Origin of the sequence: Sulfuriferula thiophila (assembly GCF_003864975.1) — a bacterium.
Taxonomy (GTDB): Bacteria; Pseudomonadota; Gammaproteobacteria; order Burkholderiales; family Sulfuriferulaceae; genus Sulfuriferula; species Sulfuriferula thiophila.
Window position 1 is genome coordinate 50,286 of the sequence record NZ_BHGL01000033.1, and the last position, 22,025, is coordinate 72,310.

Here is a 22,025-nt window from a genome sequence, read left to right on the forward strand (position 1 = left end):
TTGGGGTTTTTAGCGTTGGCCGGTTTCCTGATGCTGGGCGCCCAGTTTTTTACAATCGCAGCAAAATGGATAATTGCCATTCTCGTTCTGGGATTAATAATATGGGGTGGCGTTTGGTTATATAAGCGTTGGCAAGCCAAACGCAGCTCAGAACAGCTGGGTAGCATGCTGGAAAGCCAGGCGGATAAAGCGGCATCTAAAGCGCAGTCGAGTCGCCGGGATGAAGTTGACGTTATCCGCAAACGAATGGTCGAAGCCATCAGTACGATCAAATCATCCAAGCTGGGAATTACATCAGGTTCATCGGCTTTGTATGAGTTGCCGTGGTACATGATTATCGGCAATCCGGCAGCAGGCAAAAGCTCGGCTATTGCCAACTCGGGATTGCAATTTCCGTTTGCGGACAAAGATGGCAACATCATTCAGGGCATTGGCGGCACACGTAACTGCGACTGGTTTTTTACTACTGACGGAATATTACTGGATACCGCAGGTCGATATGCTGTGCACGAAGAAGATCGTGAAGAATGGTTTGGCTTCCTCGATTTATTGAAAAAATTCCGCAAACGCGCGCCCATCAACGGCATTATCATCGCCGTCAGCATCGCTGAACTGACCAGCAATCGTCCCGAATTCGGTATCAATCTGGCCAAGAATTTACGTCAGCGTGTACAAGAGCTAACCGAGCGACTGGAAGTATTTGCCCCAGTTTATATCATGTTCACCAAAGTGGATCTGATCGCCGGATTCAATGAATTTTTTCGTGATGTAGACAGCGAGGAAGTATCCCGTGTCTGGGGTGCAACGCAAGCATATAGCCCGAATACTAAAAATCAGGACATCCTGTCATTCTTCGATGAGCGTTTCGATGAGCTCTATGACGGCCTCAAGGATATGAGTCTCGCGAATATGGCCATGTACCGCGGTGAGGAAATGCCTCCCGGGTTGCTGACGTTTCCGCTGGAGTTCGCGGCGATAAAGAATTCGTTGCGGGCATTTATTCTCACGCTTTTCGAAGATAATCCTTATCAGTTCCGTCCGGTTTTCCGCGGCTTTTACTTCACCAGCGCGCTACAGGAGGGTATGTCGCTGGGCGCTTCCAGCCAGCGCGTGGCAGATCGCTTCGATTTGGGTTTGCAGCCGCAGGCGCAGACGGTGATATCTTCCCGAAACGGATTTTTTCTGCTCAACCTGTTCCGCAAGGTGATTTTTGCAGACAAAGGCTTGGTCGCACAGTATGCCAGCCGGAATAAAATAAAACTACGTTATGCCTCCTTTTTGCTAGCCACATTATTGTTAGGTCTGTCACTCGCAGGTTGGAGCTGGTCATACAAAGCCAATAGTCAGCTGGTAGCCAACGTGCAGGCGGACATGGATCAAGCCGTGCGCTTGCAAGATAAGCATGCCGATTTGCAATCACGGCTTGATGCATTGCAGATATTGCAGGACAGAATTGAGCAACTGCAAAAATATCACAGTGAGCATCCGTGGAGTCTGGGGCTGGGCTTGTATCAAGGTGATCTACTGGAACGTAAGTTGCGTGAAGAGTACTTCGCCGGTGTGCGCGAAGTGATGTTGAAGCCGGTGATGACTAATCTTGAAGCATTTCTGACTGAAGTAAATACCAATGCCGATAAACTGGGCGCAACGCAGCCTGCGACAGCAAGTAATTCGGGCACAGCCGAGCCGGTAGCAGCAAGTGCCAGTGCTGAAAAACTGTATCAGGATGCCTCGCCTACCCAAGTGCAAGATGCTTATAACGCACTCAAAACCTACCTTATGCTAGGTGACCGCAGTCATGTCGAAGCTGGCCATCTCAATGATCAAATTACCCGGTTCTGGCGCGGCTGGTTAGACAGCAACCGTGGTGCCATGCCGCGTGAACAGATGATCCGTAGTGCAGAAAGCATACTGACCTTCTATCTGGCGCAAACCAACGATCCGTCCTGGCCAACGATGGAGACCAAGCTCGCTCTGGTGGATCAAACGCGCGAATCCTTGCGTAAAGTCGTACATGGCATGCCGGCGCGAGAACGCATTTATGCGGACATCAAGGCGCGTGCATCGACGCGTTACGCATCCATGACAGTAGCGCGCATTGTAGGCGAGCAGGATAGAACGCTGGTTGCTGGCAGCTATGTCATCCCCGGCGTATTTACCCGTGAGGCATGGGAGGGGTATGTGCAGGATGCGTTCAAGGACGCTGCGAATAAACAGTTGCAGAGTACCGACTGGGTACTGAAAACCAGTTCGTCAGATGACCTGACCCTGGAAGGCAGCCCGGAGCAGATCCAGAAATCACTGACCGAACAATACAAAAATGAATATGCGCAAGCATGGCAGAGCTTTTTGCAGGGTGTGGTCATCTCGGATCTGGGTAATTTTGATCAGGCAGTGAATGCCATGAACCGTATAGGTGATCCGCAGACTTCGCCAGTGGGAAAGCTAGTGGAAGCCGTCTACCAGCAGACTTCATGGGATAACCCGTCTTTGGTCAATGCCGGTTTAAAGCAGGCACAGAGCGGGTTCGTTAACTGGTTTAAATCCACCATCCTGCAGCAAAGCCCGAGTCAGTTGAATATGAATATCAACGTCAATGCAGCGGGTGCAGGCATACCGATGGGGCCGGTTGGTCAGCGCTTTGCCGGCATTGCGAAACTGGTGGTGGTCAAAGATAAAGATCAATCGCTGATGCGTGGTTACCTGACGATCCTGTCCAAGCTGCGTAGCCGCTTTAACCAGATTCACAATCAGGGTGATGCCGGGCCGGGTGCGCGTCTGCTGATGCAGCAAACACTGGATGGCAGTGGCTCGGAACTGGCTGACGGATTGAAATATGTTGATGAGCAAATGCTGCAAGGCATGAGTGATGGTCAGAAACAAGTGATGCGGCCGTTACTGGTGCGTCCACTGATGCAGGCCTTTAGTGCCATCATTCGCCCCGCGGAAGTTGAGCTAAACAAGACATGGGCGGCACAGGTCTATAACCCGTTCCAGACCAATCTGGCAGCTAAGTATCCATTTTCCCCTAATGCGCATCTGGAAGCTTCCAGTCAGGAAATCGGGCAGATATTCGGCTCTGACGGTGCGCTAGCGAAATTCTTCGGCACCAATATGGCATCATTGGTTGTGCGTCGTGGCGATATGCTGGCGCCGCGTACCTGGGCAGATTTGGGTATTCATCTTTCGCCGCAGGTTACCAGTAACTTTGCCAGCTGGATTGCACCGGTAAGCGCTGGAGGAGTCGCGAGCGGCGGTGCGGGGGCTGCACCACAGACGTTGTTCCAGATACAGCCCTTACCGGCGGCCGGCGTGCTGGAATACACGATAGAGATAGACGGTCAGCAACTACGCTACCGCAATACTCAGGCGGGCTGGACTAACTTTGTCTGGCCGAATGCGCAAGGCACGCCCGGAGCACGTATTGTGGCAGTCACTTTTGATGGGCGCAGCATAGAGGTGGTGAACGAACCCGGGCGTTTCGGATTGGAGCGGTTGCTCAGTACAGCCACCCGTAAGCGCAAGGAAGATGGTGTGTTTGAACTGAACTGGGGTAATGGCTCAACCAGTGTGGCAGTGAATCTCAAGCTGATTAGCAGCCCGCAAGCAACCAATGCGCCTGCAGGTACATCCAGTACCGGTTACCGAGGCATGAGTTTGCCGCAGAGCATCATTGAGGTGACTCCGGCAGCCGTAGTTGCTGCGCCGGGAGTCGTTGCTACCCAGGCAGCGCCGGTCATGGAGGGGGCGCAATGAGCCAGCAAGGTAGTCTTATCAGTATCGGCTATTTCGGTAAAGTGCCAACCCGTGGCGATTTTATCAAAGCCACCGACAACGCCAATCTGATTGGCCTGGTTGATGGCTGGCTGGCACGGGCAATGGAGTTGCTCGCCGTAGAGCCGCGCTGGAAGTCCATTTACGATGGCGTCGCACCCATGCACTTTGCAATTGCCGCTACACGCACACAGGGTGCTGTGGCAGGGCATTTGATTGCCAGCCGCGATCAGGCGGAGCGGCGCTTCCCATTTATCAGTCTGGGGGCATTGCATATTACCCAGCCGGCTGATTTTCTGCCATACAGCCCGCTGGTGCTGGGGCGTTTATGGAATCGCCTGGAAATACAGACTAGCCAGGTCATGCAAGCCGAAGATGCCAGTGAGTCATTGCAGCAATTATGTGCCGGGGATGTGTTACTGGACCTGGGGGGGCAAAGCTATCACAGCGCATTCGCTGACTTCATGGAAGCCCGTACGCTGGCTGATTTGCGCGATATGCTGACGCAAGGCGGCTATAACGGTGATCTGCGACAGCTTATCCTTGCACTGGGTTTACTCTTGCATCCGGTCATGGCCAGCGGCGCAAAACGACTGGATAAAAGTCTGGTGCTGCCGCTGCCACGCGATTTGCAGCAGCGCTATTACGTCGCGGCCTTGTGGATGCACTTTATCAGTCCGTTTCTGTTCAAGGCCGATTTCGAACTGGCGCTGATAGTCACCCGCCTGCATGACCGTCACGTATTGATCATCGGCTTCGATGGTGCATCGCCGCGCACTCTGCAGGCAGTGATGGACCCGCCTGCCGGACAGGGTCACCACATCGGCTTCGATGACACCGAGTGGGTGGAAAATGCGATCAGCGCCGATTATCGGCTGGAGCGCCTCTCCAGCTATCTGGCGCAGCCGACGCTGCAACTGGGTACTGCGCTCTCTCACTTCAAAGAAATATTCTTAGGATAAATCAACATGCGTCATAGCTGGATACTGCTCCTCGCTTTACTTACCTCCCCGCCAGTGCTGGCTGAAGGGGGTGCTCCCAACTTGCCGGTGGTGGTTTCGGGTACCGTGCCCGATGAAGCCACACATGCCAAACTGATAGCCCGTGTGCGTGAATTGTATGGTGCCGACAAAGTGGTGGATCAACTGGTGCTGGGCAAGGTAATCATGCCGCCCAACTGGGTGGAGCATATGGGCCGATTGCTTGACCCAGGTTTGCGGCAGGTAAGTCACGGTCAGCTCAAGATCGAAGGCAATCAGGTCAGCGTGCGTGGCGAAGTTGCCAATGAAGCCCAGCGCCAGCAAATAGCCAGCGATATGGCAACCCGGCTTAACCCCACCTATACCATCCACAACGGCCTGCATGTCAGCGCCCCGGATCAGGGGTTGATTGACAATGCCCTGGCCAATCGCAACATCGAATTTGAGACCGGCTCGGCCAACCTCACTGCTGCAGGTAAAGGCATCCTGAATGCCATCGCCGCCGCGATGAACAAGCTGCAGGACAAGCACGTTGATATCACCGGCTATACCGATGACCACGGCTTGCGTGCCAGCAATATCAGCCTGAGTCAGGCGCGTGCCGATGCGGTCAAAGCCTATCTGGTCAGCCAGAATATTCAGGCTGATCGTATCAATACCTATGGCGTCGGCCCCGACCGCCCAGTCGCCAGCAACGATACGGCAGAAGGGCGATCCCGCAATCGCCGCATCGAATTCCGCGTTGTTCAGTAACCCAGCCAAGGAACCCATGTCTATGTGGAATGCCAGTACATTACTCCAGCCCGTGCGCCCCGATCAGCCTTCCGGCGACGATCTTTCCTTCTCGCGTGAATTTGACGCCATTGCCGAAGCGCGCCGGTTTGATGACCCCAGCATCGATCAGGGCGAATGGGAAGTGGACCTCAAGGAAGCCAACTGGAACGAAGTGATTGCACTCAGTACTACCCTGCTGGAGAAGCAAAGCAAAGATCTGCGTCTTGCAGTCTGGCTCACTGAGGCCAGTGCCTATCAGCATGGCTTTAACGGGCTGGCGCAAGGGTTCGGGTTGATAGCCGGATTATGCAACCAGTACTGGGAAAGCCTCTACCCGGAAGCCGAAGACGGCGATCAGGAACGCCGCGCCGGCAACCTAAGCTGGATAGTCAGCCGTGCCGAACAGTTGGTCCGTAATATTCCGCTGACCGAAGGCCGTGGCAGCGCTTACAGCTACGCCAGCATACTCGATGCCCGCAACCGATCGCAGAGCAAGGGGGACGGAAATCGCAGCGAAGCCGGTGTCAGTATCGACGTCATTGAAAGCGCACGGCGCAAGAGCAGCTATGCCTTCTACCAGACGCTGATAGCCGAAGCGCAACTGTGTGCAACCGCATTGACCGACATGCAGACGGCTATTGATGCGCGACTGGGTATGGATGGCCCGGGTTTTACCGCGTTACGGCAAAGCCTGGAAGACGTGCTGCATACCCTGAACAGGTTCGCTAACGATCAGGGGGTGCCCAGCAGCACGCAATCCGCAACAGCCGACGACATCAATGATAATCAGGATATAGCCATGCAGACAGCCCAGCCGAACTCCCCGCAGACAAACGCACGCGGTGGCATACAGAGTCGCGCGCAGGCCATCAGTCAATTACGTGAAGTTGCCCGGTATTTCCGTGAAACAGAACCGCACAGCCCGGTTGCCTATCTGGCTGACAAGGCCGCGCAATGGGGTAATTTGCCGTTGCATGAATGGCTGCGCACGGTGATCAAGGACAACACCTCGCTATCCCACGTAGAAGAACTGCTGGGGCTGGATATTAGCAACCATAGCGACCCAGTCTGATGCCGGATTTAATCGCAGACATAATCATCCACATAAACCAGTATTCAGTAAAACGACTATGACCAAGCCAATATCAGCTTCTGCCCCCAGTTTATTAGATGCAGTCGCAAGCCCAGCGCAGGAAGCGCCAAGTTTGCTATCCAGCCTGGGGAATACGACACCCAGGCAAACAGGTAAAAAGCAGGGACGGCCTGTCTTCTGGTTTATCGCCATTCCACTGCTATTAATCGCTCTGGTGGTGGCTGCCGCGATGGTAATCGCCAATAACGTAACAGCATCATTTACGCCCGCTAACCCATCTGCACCGACAAAGCCGGCGAACATGCCAAAGCCAGCCGTACATGCCGAAGCAAAATCGCCCGTTGCCCCCGTTGAAGCAGCGCCTGCTCAGGTTGCTACGATTATCAATGACTTGCCTGCAGAGCCACAAAAAAAACCGGAACATCCTGCAACTGTTCCGGCCAGCAACCCCCATGATCGCCTTAGCGCTGCGTTAACCAGCACGTCAGATGCACCCAGCAAACCTGCGCCGGTCGTAGCCACCACTCAGGCTCACGCGCAAACTGTTGTTGCAGCACACCCCCCACCCCAACCGGCGACAGGCAAGATCAAGTCTGCTTCAGCGCCAGCCCAGACAGACGTGGATGATCGCGATGTCAAATTGCTGACCGCACTGGTTGCCAGCACGAAAGAAACACCGCCCAAGAAGACCAGTACTGAAAAAACCAGCCATCCCAAAACCGAGAAAGCAACGGCTGACAGCAAAAACAACAGCAGCAAAGACGACAGCCGTAATCAGGATGTGGTTGAACGCAAGCCAGGTGACAGCACCGCAGGTCTGCTTAAGCGCTGCAAAAAACTTGGCATTATTGAAGGTGAACTGTGCCGCTGGCGTATCTGTTCCGAGCGCTGGGATACCGACCTGGCGTGCAAAGCCAATGCCCAGCCAAAATCACCCGCAGCAGATAACACCCCCCAGTAATGGTGCCAGATATGACGAACTTTATCGAATCCATGTCCACGCAGATGGCGGATAGCCTAACAGCCTTTACCGGCTACGGCAGTGACACCCGTTTATATGAATTCACTCTCAGGGACAGCGACGACCTGACCCTGTGGTTTAATAAAGGCAGCCTGCTGGTAGAGGCATTCAGTAGTCAGGATGGCCTGCATCAGTTGGCGCACACCGATGTGCTGGTATTATCCCGCCGTCCCGACCTGCCCATTGCCAAACTAATGGGGCGCAATGCCAGTTTGCATATCAGTCAGGCCGACGCCAGCCGTACCCGCATCACCGGTATCATCAGCCATGCCCAAAGTCTGGGCAGCGATGGCGGCCTCTCGCGTTATCAGTTGCGTATCAGCCCATGGCTGGGCTTGCTTGATCAGAATGCACACAGTCGCGTCTGGCAGGAACAACCTATAGAAAGCATCATCGACAGCATCCTTACCGACTACGCCCCGCACGCCCACTGGCAATGGAGCGAAGACACCCACAGCCTGCTGCAGCAACTCCCCGCACGCAGCTACTGCATTCAGTACCGCGAAACCGACCTCGGCTTCATCAGCCGCCTGCTCGCCGAAGACGGCCTGAGCTGGCGCATGGAACAGGATGACCCCAATGCGCCGGACGGCCACAGTCTGGTGATCTTCGCCGACAGCACCCACACCAGCGCCTGCCCGGCCAACCCCGACAACGGCGCCACTGGCCTGCGCTACGCCGGCACCGGCTCGCAACAGCAAACCGACAGCATCACCGCACTCAGCGTCGCGCACAGCCTGCAACCCGCACGCCTGACCCTGGCCAGCTATGATTACAAAGCCAAAGCCATCACCACGGCCAGCACCCCCACCGACCTCAAACTCGGCGGCCAGCACTACAGCCAGCTACCTCCGGTCGAGCATTATGACCACCCCGGACTATACGCCTTTACCGATAATGACCAGGCCACCCGTCATGCCGCCTTGCGCATCCAGGCCCATGAACTCCGCCACCAGTATTGGCAAGGGCAAAGCACTGTACGCAGCCTGCGTGCCGGCCAGCGTTTCCAGATCGACGGCAACCCGCGGCTGGAAAGTGAAGCCACCCCTGACACTTTCATCACCAGCCACGTCACCCAGCTCGGCATCAACAACCTGCCTGACACCGTCGCCGAGCACGCCACCCTTGCCTTTGGCCGTCTCAGTGACTGGCTGCGCAGCACCCTGAGCCAGGCGCAAGCAGACAGCGACCCGCTCACCACCCGCCCAGAGCAGCTGGATAAACTCATCGCCACCACTGAACGCCTCGGCTATGCCAACGCCTTCACCGCCATCGACGCCACCCGCCCATGGCGCCCGGCACAGACTCAACAGCTCAATCATCGCCCCACCGAATACGGCAGCCAGACGGCCCGCGTCGTTGGCTTTGACAACAACCACAGCGACAACCCCGAGCAACTCGGCAACGACGAAATCTGCACCGACCAGCTAGGCCGCATCCGCATCCGTTTCCACTGGCAAGACCCGCTCGACCAGACCAATAGCCGCGCCAGCTGCTGGGTACGCGTCGCCCAGCGCAGCGCAGGGGGCGGCATGGGCAGCCAGTTCCTGCCGCGCATCGGCCAGGAAGTGCAAGTGCAATTCCTCGAAGGCGACATCGACCGCCCTGTCATCATCGGCGCTCACTACAACGGCCAGGGCGAAGCCGGCACCGCCGCCAGCCCCAACGGCCAGCAAACCGACAGCGACACCAGCGCCTTTACCCAGTCCAGCGACACCCGCGCCAGCGCGCAGAGCAACCTCACCGCCGGCAACGCCCCCGTCTGGCACGGCGCCAGCAGCGCCACGGACGAACACAACAACGCCGCCGCCCAATGGGGCATCCGCAGCCAGGAATACAACGGCAGCGGCTACAATCAGCTCGTCTTCGACGACAGCGACAGCCAAGGCCGCATCCAGCTCAAAACCACCCAATCCGGCACCGAACTCAACCTCGGTCACCTTATCCACACCGCCGACAACCGCCGCGGCAGCTATCGCGGCAAAGGCATCGAACTGCGCACCGACGCCTGGGGCAGCCTGCGCGCCGGATCCGGCTGGCTCATCACCAGCTACGGCGTCAGCCACAGCCAAAGCCAGCGCCAACCCGCAGGCGACCTGCCCGCCAGCTACGGCCTGTTGCACACCGCCAATAAACTCGGCGCCAGCCTCAGCCAGCTTGCCGACAGCCACCTAAGCGTCGGCATCGCCGCCCTCAAAGGCAGCAGCAACGCCAACGCCAGCAGCCTCAATGACAGCGCCGCACCGATCCCCGCATTAAGCAAAGTCATGCAAGGCATGGTCAACGCCAATCAGCTCGACGCCGCGCAAGATGACGCAAGTACCCAAAACACGCAACCATCAGACCAGCATCTGCCGCACCACACCGACCCCATCATCAGTCTCATCGCCAAAAATGATTTAAGCCTAACCGCAAGGCAAAACATACAATTCAACACCGGCGAAACCCTCAACCTGCTCAACGCCGCAGACAGCCAGCACAGCACTGGCGGCACCTGGCGCATCCACAGCGGCCAGGCCATCGGCCTCACCGCTGGTGGCATGCAAAAGAACGCCACCGCAGGCTTGCAACTCATCGCCGCTCAGGGCGACACCACCCTTCAGGCACACAGCGACAGCATCAGCCTCAAAGCCAAAGACAACCTCGACATCAAAAGCGCGCAAGACAGCATCGACTTTGCCGCCGCGACCGACATCACCCTGCGTACCGCGGGCGGTGCCAGTATCAAGATAGCGGGTGGTAATATTACGGTGCAGTGCCCGGGCAAGATACTGGTGCAGGCGGGGCAGAAGAGTTTTACGGGTGGGACGAGTATGAGCTATCCATTAGCAACATTACCTACCGCAGAATGGATTAACAAACAGAGTGTGAGATTCTGTTTTGCAGGAAGCGATGAGCTGGTAGATGATATGGCGCTGGTTGATAAGGCATATCGGATTGTTGATGCTGAAGGTGCAGTGCTGGCGGCAGGAAATATACCTAAAGATGGGCGATTGCCTCGGATAGTGACCGATAGCAATAAAGCTGTGAATATCGAAATAGGCGAGAATAAGTGGCAACGATCTTTCTCAGTGGTTAGCCAATCAAGAGACAGTGAATTCACCAATGATAATGTTTCTGTTGAATATGACCCTTATATAGCCAGATTACAAAAAGACCAAAATGAAGCTTTTTTAAATAAAGAGCAGTTGTTGAAACTGATTGGTAACATCCAAGGAGAGGCCTAAAATGTTTTCTATTTTCATTAAGTTAGATTATTTATTACGTTTGGTAATAATGTTTGGTTTCATGAGTTTACACATTATGACCGCACAAGCTGAGGAATACTCTACAGGTTCACATAATGTCAAATCTGAGCAAGGTACTCTGTCCATTAATGTAGGTCATGTAAATCATTTTAATGACCATGATTTTTATGTATACAGTTTTTTATTCCAGCCTAAAGGCAGTAATGATTGGAATCAAGTTCCTAGAATAGAAAAAGCAGACGATCCTAAAATGCTGTTTACGGTTCAAACAAAACATTCGGCTGATTTACAGTTCTTTGATGCAAAAATAATTAATGATAAGAAGATGCAATTGATTACAGTCAATATGGAAACGGGTGAAACCTTGGCTGATAAAGGTCCAATAACTGTAATTACTTATACGTTGGTTAAGCTTGATGATTATGATAGATGGGTTTTTTTACGTACAAATGTTAAAAAAATTGAGTCCAAGTTAACCGTTGAGCAGATATTGAAAAACACAAAATAACCCAACAAAAAGTCATTTTAAGGAAATGGTTTACCATGACTAAATTTATAAATGCTATTTACTATCCTGATATATTGACCGTAGAGTATATCGCGGATAATGGTGATCATCTTTTACGCTCAGGTGGAACGATCGCGTGGCGTTTTAACAATCCAGGTAATTTACGACCAGGTTCAAAATATACTTTGCAAATTGGCAAGGGGAAAACTAAAAGCGGTGAATTTTTAATTTTCCCAACAGTGGAGGCCGGTCGTGCTGAAAAAAAAGGCTTGTTGTTACGCAAATATAAAGGTGACACCATAATTCAGATGATGAAGCAGTACGCACCGCCTAGCGAAAATGATACTGCTAAATATACAGATTACATCACTACAAAATCAGGATTAAGCAAAGATTCAATAATTGGTGACTTGACTGAAGCGCAGCTTGATTCATTGATGAACTCAATGGAACAGTATGAAGGCTTTAATGCGATGATTGATACTCGTAAAGAAAAATGGATCAAAACAACAATAATAACCTTGTCTGATGGCGCTCGCCCAATAGCAGAACATGAAGTCATAATTAAACAAGATGGAAATGAAGTAAAGCACAAGACAGATCACTATGGTCAATTACCAGCAATACCTCACCTGAAAAAAAATGATGAGGTTGAGCTATGGGTAATTAATGCCAAACAAAAACTTGAGAAAATAGATAGTTTTATACTTGGCAACGTATCGCAATCATTTAATTATTTCACCGATTTTTTTAGTGCTAATGCCGCTACACAACCACATGTTGCTTTAGTAAAACAGGACAAGAAAAAACCAGAGCCATACTCCTATGTAATACAGCCAGGCGATACATTGGGGAAAATTGCCAAAAAATTCAAAACAAGTGCCGATAAAATTCAAAAGGAAAATCAATTACGCGACCCTAACAAAATCCTTCCTGGACAACGTTTATCTATTAATGGCTCAAGTTCAGCGCCAACTGGCATGCCTACGGTAGCTAAAGTTCACAGTAATAAATCAACAAAAATTGCAGCCATTCCAACACGAAGTAAGGAGGCTCAAGGACAGCCCTTAGCTGTGATGCCATCAGACCAAAAGCGTGCACCTTGGATGGAAGTGGCAATTAAAGAAGCAATTAAATGGGCTGGTAAAAAAGAAACCATAATTACCAAAACTGATAATTTTCATGAAGAAATCGGACTTGGCGGCGATTTAGGGAATACGCCATGGTGTGCGTCATTTGTTAATTATTGTCTGATGGAAAGCGGAAATCCATATGAGCGTTCTGCTAGCTCGCAATTTGCAACACATAGTAAAAAATTTACCAAGATAAATTCTCCAATCTATGGCTCAATCATTGTTTGGCAAAAAAGTGGAAAAGGTCATGTCGCCTTTGTATATGGCAAAGATTCTATTTCCTTAAAGACTATTGCCTTAGGCGGAAATCAAAATGACAAAATTACGTTCATGTTAGAAACGGATACCACGAAGACTCTGGTTGGTTATTTTGTACCAAATACATATCTTGAATTTAGCAAAAAAGAAAATGTACTTTCAGAATTTGATGTGGTTAATCTGAACCGAAGTATTGGCAATACTGCCTACAGTAGAAAAAAACAAATTATTAAGGATCGTTAATGGACTTACGCACATATTTTATTTTTTTTATTGCGTTGTTTGTGTGTAGTGAATCAGCATACTCAGGTAATAGAGGGTATAAAGTCGTTTTTTTTGACAGTAATAAAGTCTTCCAAAACAAAACATTATTTAAAAAATATCGGAATCAGTATGGTTTTGATACATTGGGTTCGTGTTGGAAAGAGCGTAATGGGAATTGGATTGACATAGCTTATATAAATAAATTGCCTACCGGTATAAACGAAAAATTAATTTACGATGTGCAGCATCAGTTGCCTGGCGCGATTGGAAAATTAAAATATATCCTTAGTAATTATAAAGATGATGAAATCGATAATGGTTTTGATGGTATCTATATAGCCGAAAATAAAAATAACACTCTAGTCATTCAAGGTATTTCAAGTTCTGGAGAATCTGTTATTACTAACAAACAACTACCCATTTCTCTTAAACAGTTTGATCTACTTATTTGTAAAGCGAGTAAGGCTTTTGATAAAAAATTCAATCCATAGCTTCTTGGATAATCCCCCGTTTGCAGTTCCTGGCTACGCGATTTTACTTAGCGATAGTCTGCATTTCCCGTATTAGCGCTTGTTGCAAATTCTCCCAGCCAGACTTCTTATCTATCGGGTCATAGCAGGCTGATTCCAGCTGCTGCACCAGCTGATTTAGCGCGGCGTGGTTACCATGACTATAGTCCAGTTTGCTTAGCCACGCTCGCAGGGTGTTGGCTGGTAGCGGACCGCTGCCCCAATCGAAATCCAGCAAAGCCCGGCTTAACTGCTGTGGCGTCGTGGCCGCTGCCATGCGTTGCAGCGATGCCTGGCGGATGCGTTTGCGTCGATACAGGCGCAAGCTGATTTGGGCTAACCAGGCGATTAAAACCAGGCTGGCAGTGATGGTGATAAGTTTAATCACGGTGTGCCATAGCGGGTTGGTTACGGTACTGACGGTTGATGCGGCTGTGGCTGATTCAATAAGGCCGGTGGCCGGGTTGTAGTAGGGCAATATAATTTCAGGCAGCTGGACAGAGCCCGCGCGTAGGGGCTGGAATGGTAACGTCACCAGTAAGGTTTGTTCCAGTGATTTGTCATTTCCATCGGCAAAACGTATTTGCGGCGGATAAAAATGCACTGAGTCACTACCCATCATTTCCGGCAGCAGTTTGCGCAGCCCTTCTGCACTGATGCCGGTGCCGCGCACGATCAGATTCCAGTTGGCGGGGCGATTCAAGATCAGTTCGCCTGTGGGCGGTTGCGAGCTTACGCTGAGTTTGCCGATGGGGACATATACCGGCAGGTAGCGTGGTGCCGGGGTGGCTGCAAATTGCAGCGGCGGCACCGCATAGCGTAAGCGATTGCCAAATTTGACGGCGTTCATTATTGGGAAAGTTAGCGTCATGTTACCCGAATTTAACGGCATGATAGCCCAGGTCATGCGGTGAACGGTAAATGCGCTGCCGTTGAGCGTGGTGTCCCACTGGGATTGCGCCAGTTCACGGACATAAGTTCCGGCGGGGGTGGGTAATTTCGGGGGTGTCCACTGCAGGCTGCCGTCGTCGTAGATATCCAGGCTCAAGGTGGCCACTTCGCGGGTAAGCGGGTGCGCCGGAGTCAGGCTGGGCTTGAATATGACTTGCGGTGTCTCGGCGTCGGAATCATGCACGGTGATGCTAACTGGCCGGCTGGTGCTCGTGCCAAAGGTGAAGGCAGGTAGTTGCATCTGTCCGCTACGCAACGGGTAGAGGATCAAGTTTGTCGTTTCGATGGTGCTGAGTTTGCCTCTGACCAGTTCAGTTTGCTTGCTGCTGGAGCGGCTGTAGATATCAAAATCCGGTTTGAGCGCATCGAGATTAAGCGTGTCCAGTGCGGCGTCGGTATCCTGGGCACGGATAGTGACGGTAATGGCGGCGCCGAGGGCGATATCGTGTTTATCTGCCGTTACGCTGAGTTGTGGCTGCGCCCAGGCTACAGTGCTTAGCAGGGTCAGCCACAATGCGATCAGCAAGCGCCTTACCATGACAGCATCTCCCCAGTTTCTGCGCCGTTACGCGGCACATCCAGTTTAAGCATTTCCTTTTGCAGTTGGGCGGGCTTGTCGGTTGTTAGCTCGAGTTTTTTTAGTGCTGCACGATAAGCCAGCTCGGACTGGGTAGCGTTGGCAGATGGGGGGCTGACCTGGCTGCGCAGGCGGGCTTGATCAACGGCTAACTGGCGGTTGGACAGATCAATTTGCGGGCCGCCCTGTTCTTGTGATTTTTCCATGGAGACGGGCTGGTTGTTGATGTCCTGATTCAGATCGCCGCCCACCTGCGTGCCGCGCCGTCCGGGTATGCCCGCGCTGCTGGCGTTTGGTTTTCTGGCGGCGGCGAGACGTCCTGCGGTCAGCGCCAGATTGGCAAGTGCATTGGCATCGCGTGGGCGCTGTTTGAGCACGCTCTGATAGGCATCAGCCGCGCTGAGGAAATCACCGGCGGCGAAATAGCTGTTGCCCAGGTTGTACAGTGCATCGGCACGTTGCGCAGGGGTAGGCGCTGTGAGCATGGCCGCCGTGAACTGGCTAACCGCATCGGCATAATGGTGGCGCCGATAGGCTGCGGCCGCGCTGCCCATGCGCGCTGCGTAGCCGGGCAGGCGCTCATACAGCGCTTGTGCTTCGATGTAATTGCCTTGCCGATATGCGCTATAAGCGGCTTGTGCCAGGTTGTCGTCAGCGGCGTGAGCAGTCTGGATGCCTGCGTGGTAGATCAGCACACCTGCCAATAACCAGCCGGCCACCTCCGGGCGGATACTGCGGCGCGTTAGCGGGAAATGGACGTAAAGCAGCAGTAGCCATGCCGGCAACAGGCACCATGCATACAGTTCATGCCATGCCTGTGCGGGTTCGGCGGTATGCGGATTGCCGGGCAGGGTCAGGATACCGTGGTCATACAGCGCTTTCAAGTCAGTGTTGCCATCTGCTACGTGGGCATAGCTGCCGGCACCCAGCTGTGCCAGCCGCTTGAGCAGTTTGGCGTCGAGTGCGCTGGTGATGGCGCTGCCATTGTTGGTGAGCGTGCCACCCTCAGCCAGCGGGATAGTGGCACCCGCTGATGTGCCGACGCCGAGTACATAGAGAGGCAACCCAGCCTGTGCGAGTTTGTGTGCAGCGGTTTGAGCGGCAGATAGCTGCGCTGCAGAAAGTGCGCTGCTGTCACCATCACTGAGCAGCAGTACTGCGCCGTGTCGGGTGGTAGTGGCTGGCGTGAGCAGGGTCTGCCGTGCCAGTTCGAGTGCCGCAGCCAGATTGGTGCCGGGCGTGTCAAACAGGCGCGGTTCGGCGAGCGTCAGATAATACGGCAGCGCAGCCTGATCACTGGTTAATGGCATCAACAGGCCGGCATTGCCGGAAAACGCAATGAGGCCGATGCGCTCGCCGTGCAGGCGTGGCAACAGGTCGAGCAGTTTGAGCTTGGCGCGTTGCAGGCGCTGGGGGGAGATATCCTCCACCAGCATGGAGGGCGACACATCCAGCACGATCATTAGGTCCAGATCATGGCGGGCTACGGTGGCTGGCTGCTCCGTTGTGGTGACCAGAGGCAGGCGCGGTCCGGCGGCAGCGCAGGCGAGCAGCAGCCAGGCCAGGATGTTGGCCAGATTGCGCCACTTGCCGGATGTGGCATCCAACGTGCCGCGCAGTACCCACGGCAGCAAATGCGCATCGGCATAGTGGTAGACCTTGCTGCGGCGCAAGCGCAGCAAACCCAGCATCAACCAGGGTTGCAGCGCCAGCGCCAGCCACCACGGGTTGCGCCAGTCCAGCTGCGTCAGTTCGGTCAGGCTGATCATGTTGCCATCCTGCGTAATTGATAGAGGCGGCTGATGCTGAGCAATGCGCCAGCCAGCAACAGTGGCAGCAGATACCATTCCTGCACCTCGCGGCGCCGGGCGGGTCGCACCACGGTTTTTTCCAGCTGGCCGATATCGCTGATCACCTGCTGCAGGGCTTTGCGATTATCGGCCTGATAATAATGCCCACCGGTGAGGGCGGCAATCTGTGCCAGGCCGGGTTCGCTAACCTGAATCGTGGCTGTTGTTGGTCGCCCGGCGGCAAACAGGTCGCCGCCTATCTGTACGGTGTAGATGGATACGGCCATGTGTCTGGCCAGCGCCACGGCTTCGGTGGGCGTCATGTCACCCGCTGTACTGTCGCCATCGGTAAACAGGATCAGGGCAGGGCGCAGGCGCTGCTGCTGGTGCAACTGCTTGAGGGCGAGGCCGATAGCATCGCCCAGTGCAGTATCGTCTCCGGCGATGCCGATCTGCATACGCCTGAGCATGCTGTTGACCAGCTCGCGGTCGAAGGTGGGCGGTACCAGCGTGCCGGCGCTGCTGCCAAATGCAATCAGGCCGAAACGGTCGCCCTGGCGTCCGGTTACAAAGCGGGTGACGAGGTCTTGCAGGACGGCGAGGCGTTCCACCGGCTGGCCATGCACTTCGAAATCGCTGATGCTCATGCTCTTGGAGGTATCCACCAGAAGCATGATTTCGCGGCCTTGCGGCGTTTCCGGTATCCAGTTGCCCAGCCATTGCGGTTGCGCCAGCGCCACGACCAGGCAGCTTAGCGCCAGTAAATCCAACCCGGGAACCAGCCGGGAGTTGGTGGGTGCGGCAGCTTCGCTGTGCGCGAGCTGGTCGAGGTTGGGGTGCAGCAGCGACACTTGTGCAGTGTCATGCGTCGCGCCTGTGCTGGCTCTGCGCCGCCAGAACACGAGGGCGAGTACCGCCACTAGTGGTAACAGGGCGAGCCAGCCGGGCTGGGCCAGCGTCAGCATGGGCCGCTCCGGCGCAGGCAGGTGTCGGCCACGGCGAACAGTTGTGACCAGCTGGCGGTATCCATGCTGGCATCTGCCTGATAGCGCAGCTGATCCAGGGTGTTGAGCAGGGTGGTCCAGTCTGCATGCAGGGTTGGTGGCAACAGCTGTGGCGGCTGCTCGGCCTGCAATTGCCGGAGCCGGTAAGCCTGAGCCAGTTCGTTTGCCAGTGCATAGGCGGCTTGTTGCTGACTGGTGTTGCCGGTCTGCAGGTTGTGTTGCAACTGGTGCAGTCGTTTACGTGCGGCACGCTGGCAGCGCTGGCGTCGCCACGATATCGCGCCGCTGATCAGCAGCAGCAATGCCAGTGCCGCCGCCAGCCAGATGTAGGGCAGGTTGCTAGTGCTGACTAGCGGAGCCGTGGGCTCAATAATGTCGATCAGACCACTGGTGGCATCGTTCATGCTTGCGCCATTTCCTGCAGCAGGTTGAATGGATCAGCATCGGTCATGCATTGCAGCAACGGGATGCCGCAGCGTCTTAATTGGGCCTGAAGGTCGCTGTGCTGGCGTGCCGCCTGTTGCTGATAGTGGGTGCGTACCGCGCTGCGGGCAGTATCGACCCAGCGTGTCCGAGTGGAATCGGTATCCTGAAAGCGCATCAAGCCGACGTCAGTGAGTGTGATTTCGCTCGGATCGAGCACTTGGATTGCCTGGACGTGATGATGGCTGGCAAGGCGCAGCAACAGCGTGGCGTCGGCGGGCTGCAGATGGTGGAAGTCGCTGATCAGCACCACTCTGGAGCCGCGCGGCAGCAGGGTGTCGAGCTGTTCCAGCACTTCGGCAAATGGGTGCATGGTCTGTGCCGGCATCAACGGCGGACAGGGTGTGATCGCCGCCTGTATCAGTTGCATCGCGCCGGTTTCGCCGTTGCGACAGGGCAGGGTGTAGCCATCGGGTTGCCACAGCGTGCCGCCGATACAGGTGTTGCTGGTCGCGGCGCTCAGGCTCAGGATGCTGGCGATGCGGGCGGCTTGTGTCACTTTTAGCTGGCTGCGGGTGCCAAAGCGCATGCCTGGGCCGCGGTCGATGACGATATGCATTGCGGGCTGATGTTCTTCGCGATAAATTTTGATGTGCGGTTTGTTGGTACGCGCCGTGGTGCGCCAGTCCATGTCGTGCACATCATCTCCCGCCTGATACAGCCGCGCTTCCTCGAAATCCAGGCCGCTGCCCAGATAGGGTGAGCGCAGGTCGCCGGCATGACGCTGGTAGGCTTCCCTGAAGTAGGGCATGTTCTGCAGCGAGCGGGTGCGGCGCATGAGCTCGGCCAGTTGCGCGCTATCCAGCAACGGGGCTAGTGTTGTGGCTGGCGCTGGCTGCACAGCAGCGCCAGCAAGCCATTGCTGCCCGCGTGTGAGCAGTTTATGCAATGACGGTTTCACTGCGTTCAGCGGTTCACGGCACCGGTACCACGGCCAGCAAGGCCAGTATCAGGTCGTTGCGGGAGAGTTTTTCCATGCGCGCGTTGAAGCTGAGGATGATGCGGTGGCGCAGGCAGTCTGCGGCGATGGCGAGAATGTCGTCGGGGATGACGTAGTCGCGGCCCTGCAAGTAGGCATGGGCGCTGGCGGCATGGGCAATGGCGAGTGAAGCGCGCGGGCTGGCGCCGACTTCCAGCATGTTGGCATGATCCGGCAGCCATGCCCCGATATTGCGGGTAGCGCCCACCAGCGTCACGATGTAGCGTTCCAGTTCGGTGCTGATATGCACTTGCTTCACTTCGGCGCGTGCCGCCAGTACGCTGTGGACATCGATACCGGGTGCTGCGGTAGTGCCATTGGTATGGCCGGTGCGATCACGTTGCAGGATCAGCAGTTCTTCTTCCGCAGAAGGGTAATCCAGTTCGATATGCAGCAGAAAACGGTCGAGCTGTGCTTCCGGCAACGGGTAGGTGCCGGATTGTTCCAGCGGGTTCTGCGTGGCCATCACCATGAACAGCGGCGACAACGCGCGGGTCACGCCGCCGACGGTGATCTGGTGTTCCTGCATGGCTTCCAGTAACGCCGACTGCACTTTGGCGGGTGCGCGGTTAATCTCGTCGGCGAGGATGATGTCGTGGAACAGTGGCCCTTCTATGAAACAGAAGCTGCCGGCCTGCGGGTTGTAAATGTCGGTGCCGGTCAAGTCGCCAGGGAGTAAATCAGGGGTGAACTGGATGCGCTGAAAGCTGGCATGCACGCTGTTGCTCAGCGCTTTCACCGCCGTGGTCTTTGCCAGCCCGGGCAGACCTTCCAATAAGATATGCCCGCCGGTGAGCAAACCGATTACCAGCCGGTCCAGTAATGCGGTCTGGCCGACAATGGCATCTGCCAGCGAGCGGCGCAATTCGATGATTTTCGGCTGATTCAACATTATCCTGGTCCTGATGGCGGGTTATCGATTTGTGGTCATGATCGTTTAGCGCAGTATAAAGAGCGCACTGGAAATTCAGTATGGTTGATATGAACCAAGTTGCTGGCGCTGGATGTCAGTATTATTTAATGACCAGTGTTTGCCCCGGACGTTGACGGTATTGGGTTTCTTTCGGGCCTTTGCCAGCGGCGCGTGCGACCAGTGGATCGATATCCTGCAATAATTGCTGGCGCTGTGCTTCGGTGATTTTCGGATTGCGTGAAATGGCATGCCGGACGTTAGGGTCACGGTCATTGACACATTGCGCGATCATTTCTGCGGTCAAATCCGGGCGTTTGGCAATGCATAAGCGAATGACATGATCCTGGTCTTCAATCAGCGCGCTGATTTCGGCTAAATTTAGGTCAGCGCGACGGGCAAAATAACATTTAATTACCATCCATTGTTCACGCACCATGAATGGGCGGTAATCCAGCGGCAATGCCTCACTCAGGGCTAAATCCAACCGTTCCGCCAGCGGTAAGGCTTTATATTGTTTTTCTAAATCAGTCATTCTCTAAATCCCGGCTTTCCAATATGAACGAACTATGAAAAAATGCACCTAATTGTAACGGATTAAACTTGGGTGGCGAATATGATCGACAAGGACGGGTATCGGCCCAATGTCGGCATCATTCTTTGCAACTCCCGAAATGAAGTGTTTTGGGGCAAACGGATACGGCAACATTCTTGGCAGTTCCCGCAGGGCGGCATTAACCACGGTGAAAACCCGGAGCAGGCGATGTACCGGGAATTAATGGAAGAAGTCGGCCTGGAACCGCAGCATGTGCGGATTTTAGGGCGTACACGAAACTGGCTGCGTTATGATGTGCCGCGTCACTGGTCACGTCGTGATTGCCGCGGTCATTACCGTGGACAGAAACAGATCTGGTTTTTGTTGCGCTTGACGGGACGGGATTGCGATGTGTGCTTGCGTGCATCGACGCATCCGGAATTTGATGCTTGGCGTTGGAATGATTACTGGGTAGCGATGGAGACGGTGGTGGATTTTAAACGCGAGGTTTATCGCGCGGCACTGTCGGAACTGTCGCATTATTTGGATCGCGATCAGGCGCATCGTCAAGGTGCGCAGCGTGAGCACGGGGTTACCCTGCAAGTGAGTAAATAAATGCAGTTATTGTTTGAATCGTTCGATAGAGCGGTGTATTACCTGCCGGGCAGCCGCCCGGCGGTTTTTTTTCTGGCGGATAAGGAAGGTGGCGGTATTCTAATCAATACCCCTGTTTATACTCCTGAATTACTGGCGGAGATTAACGCCATCATGCCGCTGAAATTTATTTTTTACCCCAGTTATTTCGGGGCGACGGATGTGAATGCCTGGCGTGACGCCAGCGCTGCACAGACCATGGCTTATGGCCATGAAACGCGGCGTATCAATGGCACAATAGACCTGGTGCTGGATCGCGAGAACAGGTTTTCACGCACTATCGATTTTTTACCGATGTCGGGACGTACCGAAAGCAGTTGTGCATTGCGCTGCAAGAACAAACCCGGCATGGTGTTTTTCGGGCCGATATTGTCGATGGGTGAATCGGGCTGGCCTACACTGACTGAACAGAGCGACGATTATTCATTCGAAAACCGTCTGTTTGGCACGCTGGGGCTGCAGGATGTCAAATTCGAATATGCATTTACTGATGACTTTGACCCGAAAGTCAGTCAATTTGGACCAGGAGCTGATGTTGCTATTCAGCGCGAACTCGCAACCGTGTTCGATTAACTCAGCC

At 54.2% G+C, this 22,025-nt stretch carries 18 protein-coding genes; 11 read left to right on the forward strand and 7 right to left on the reverse strand.

The window, feature by feature from the left end:
* The first annotated feature begins 30 nt into the window (after window positions 1-30).
* From tssM to EJE49_RS10115, 9 genes are all read left to right on the forward strand, one after another.
* Entirely contained in the window at window positions 31-3,756 is a 3,726-nt protein-coding gene (tssM, locus tag EJE49_RS10075) for a type VI secretion system membrane subunit TssM (RefSeq protein ID WP_370685826.1), read from the forward strand.
* Window positions 3,753-4,736: a type VI secretion system-associated protein TagF gene (gene tagF / locus EJE49_RS10080; protein ID WP_124950412.1), complete on the forward strand. Its 984-nt coding sequence runs from the start codon at window positions 3,753-3,755 to the stop codon at window positions 4,734-4,736. The genes tssM and tagF overlap by 4 nt, the downstream gene beginning before the upstream one ends.
* 6 nt (window positions 4,737-4,742) lie before the next feature.
* A complete protein-coding gene (locus EJE49_RS10085; protein ID WP_124950414.1) occupies window positions 4,743-5,507 on the forward strand; it encodes an OmpA family protein in 765 nt (254 codons plus the stop codon).
* Window positions 5,508-5,523: 16 nt separating this feature from the next.
* Window positions 5,524-6,600 (forward strand): type VI secretion system protein TssA, encoded by a 1,077-nt coding sequence (gene tssA, locus EJE49_RS10090; protein ID WP_223246913.1) that lies wholly within the window; start codon window positions 5,524-5,526, stop codon window positions 6,598-6,600.
* 58 nt (window positions 6,601-6,658) lie between these two features.
* The gene (locus EJE49_RS10095) at window positions 6,659-7,582 is read left to right on the forward strand and encodes a hypothetical protein (protein WP_124950416.1); all 924 of its coding nucleotides are present in this window, start codon (window positions 6,659-6,661) and stop codon (window positions 7,580-7,582) included.
* 11 nt (window positions 7,583-7,593) lie between these two features.
* Complete coding sequence (locus EJE49_RS10100) at window positions 7,594-10,869, forward strand: type VI secretion system Vgr family protein (protein ID WP_189941829.1); 3,276 nt, start codon at window positions 7,594-7,596, stop codon at window positions 10,867-10,869.
* A gap of 76 nt (window positions 10,870-10,945) precedes the next feature.
* Window positions 10,946-11,398, forward strand: coding sequence for a hypothetical protein (locus EJE49_RS10105; RefSeq protein ID WP_124950420.1), 453 nt, complete (start codon window positions 10,946-10,948; stop codon window positions 11,396-11,398).
* Window positions 11,399-11,433: 35 nt separating this feature from the next.
* Window positions 11,434-13,032: a TIGR02594 family protein gene (locus EJE49_RS14370; RefSeq protein ID WP_124950422.1), complete on the forward strand. Its 1,599-nt coding sequence runs from the start codon at window positions 11,434-11,436 to the stop codon at window positions 13,030-13,032.
* The gene (locus EJE49_RS10115; RefSeq protein ID WP_124950424.1) at window positions 13,032-13,544 is read left to right on the forward strand and encodes a hypothetical protein; all 513 of its coding nucleotides are present in this window, start codon (window positions 13,032-13,034) and stop codon (window positions 13,542-13,544) included. Before EJE49_RS14370 ends, EJE49_RS10115 begins: the two co-directional genes overlap by 1 nt.
* 43 nt (window positions 13,545-13,587) lie before the next feature.
* On the opposite strand, the gene EJE49_RS10120 is transcribed toward EJE49_RS10115, so the two are convergent.
* The 7 genes from EJE49_RS10120 to EJE49_RS10150 all read right to left on the reverse strand — a co-directional run bounded on the left by EJE49_RS10120 (window position 13,588) and on the right by EJE49_RS10150 (window position 20,791).
* Window positions 13,588-15,051 (reverse strand): BatD family protein, encoded by a 1,464-nt coding sequence (locus EJE49_RS10120; RefSeq protein ID WP_124950426.1) that lies wholly within the window; start codon window positions 15,049-15,051, stop codon window positions 13,588-13,590.
* The gene (locus tag EJE49_RS10125; RefSeq protein WP_124950428.1) at window positions 15,045-16,937 is read right to left on the reverse strand and encodes a vWA domain-containing protein; all 1,893 of its coding nucleotides are present in this window, start codon (window positions 16,935-16,937) and stop codon (window positions 15,045-15,047) included. The genes EJE49_RS10120 and EJE49_RS10125 overlap by 7 nt, the downstream gene beginning before the upstream one ends.
* Complete coding sequence (locus EJE49_RS10130) at window positions 16,856-17,845, reverse strand: VWA domain-containing protein (RefSeq protein WP_124950430.1); 990 nt, start codon at window positions 17,843-17,845, stop codon at window positions 16,856-16,858. The genes EJE49_RS10125 and EJE49_RS10130 overlap by 82 nt, the downstream gene beginning before the upstream one ends.
* Complete coding sequence (locus EJE49_RS10135) at window positions 17,839-18,288, reverse strand: hypothetical protein (protein ID WP_124950432.1); 450 nt, start codon at window positions 18,286-18,288, stop codon at window positions 17,839-17,841. The genes EJE49_RS10130 and EJE49_RS10135 overlap by 7 nt, the downstream gene beginning before the upstream one ends.
* Window positions 18,285-19,256, reverse strand: a complete 972-nt coding sequence (locus tag EJE49_RS10140; RefSeq protein WP_124950434.1) for a DUF58 domain-containing protein — start codon at window positions 19,254-19,256, stop codon at window positions 18,285-18,287. Before EJE49_RS10140 ends, EJE49_RS10135 begins: the two co-directional genes overlap by 4 nt.
* A 25-nt stretch (window positions 19,257-19,281) precedes the next feature.
* Window positions 19,282-20,238 (reverse strand): AAA family ATPase, encoded by a 957-nt coding sequence (locus EJE49_RS10145; RefSeq protein WP_124950436.1) that lies wholly within the window; start codon window positions 20,236-20,238, stop codon window positions 19,282-19,284.
* Between the two features lie 121 nt (window positions 20,239-20,359).
* Window positions 20,360-20,791: a hypothetical protein gene (locus EJE49_RS10150; protein WP_124950438.1), complete on the reverse strand. Its 432-nt coding sequence runs from the start codon at window positions 20,789-20,791 to the stop codon at window positions 20,360-20,362.
* A gap of 81 nt (window positions 20,792-20,872) precedes the next feature.
* Here EJE49_RS10150 and EJE49_RS10155 point away from each other — a divergent pair, with 81 nt between their 5' ends.
* Both EJE49_RS10155 and EJE49_RS10160 read left to right on the forward strand, forming a co-directional pair.
* Complete coding sequence (locus EJE49_RS10155; protein ID WP_124950440.1) at window positions 20,873-21,406, forward strand: RNA pyrophosphohydrolase; 534 nt, start codon at window positions 20,873-20,875, stop codon at window positions 21,404-21,406.
* The gene (locus EJE49_RS10160; RefSeq protein WP_124950442.1) at window positions 21,407-22,018 is read left to right on the forward strand and encodes a hypothetical protein; all 612 of its coding nucleotides are present in this window, start codon (window positions 21,407-21,409) and stop codon (window positions 22,016-22,018) included. It begins immediately after the preceding gene.
* The last annotated feature ends 7 nt before the right edge of the window (window positions 22,019-22,025 follow it).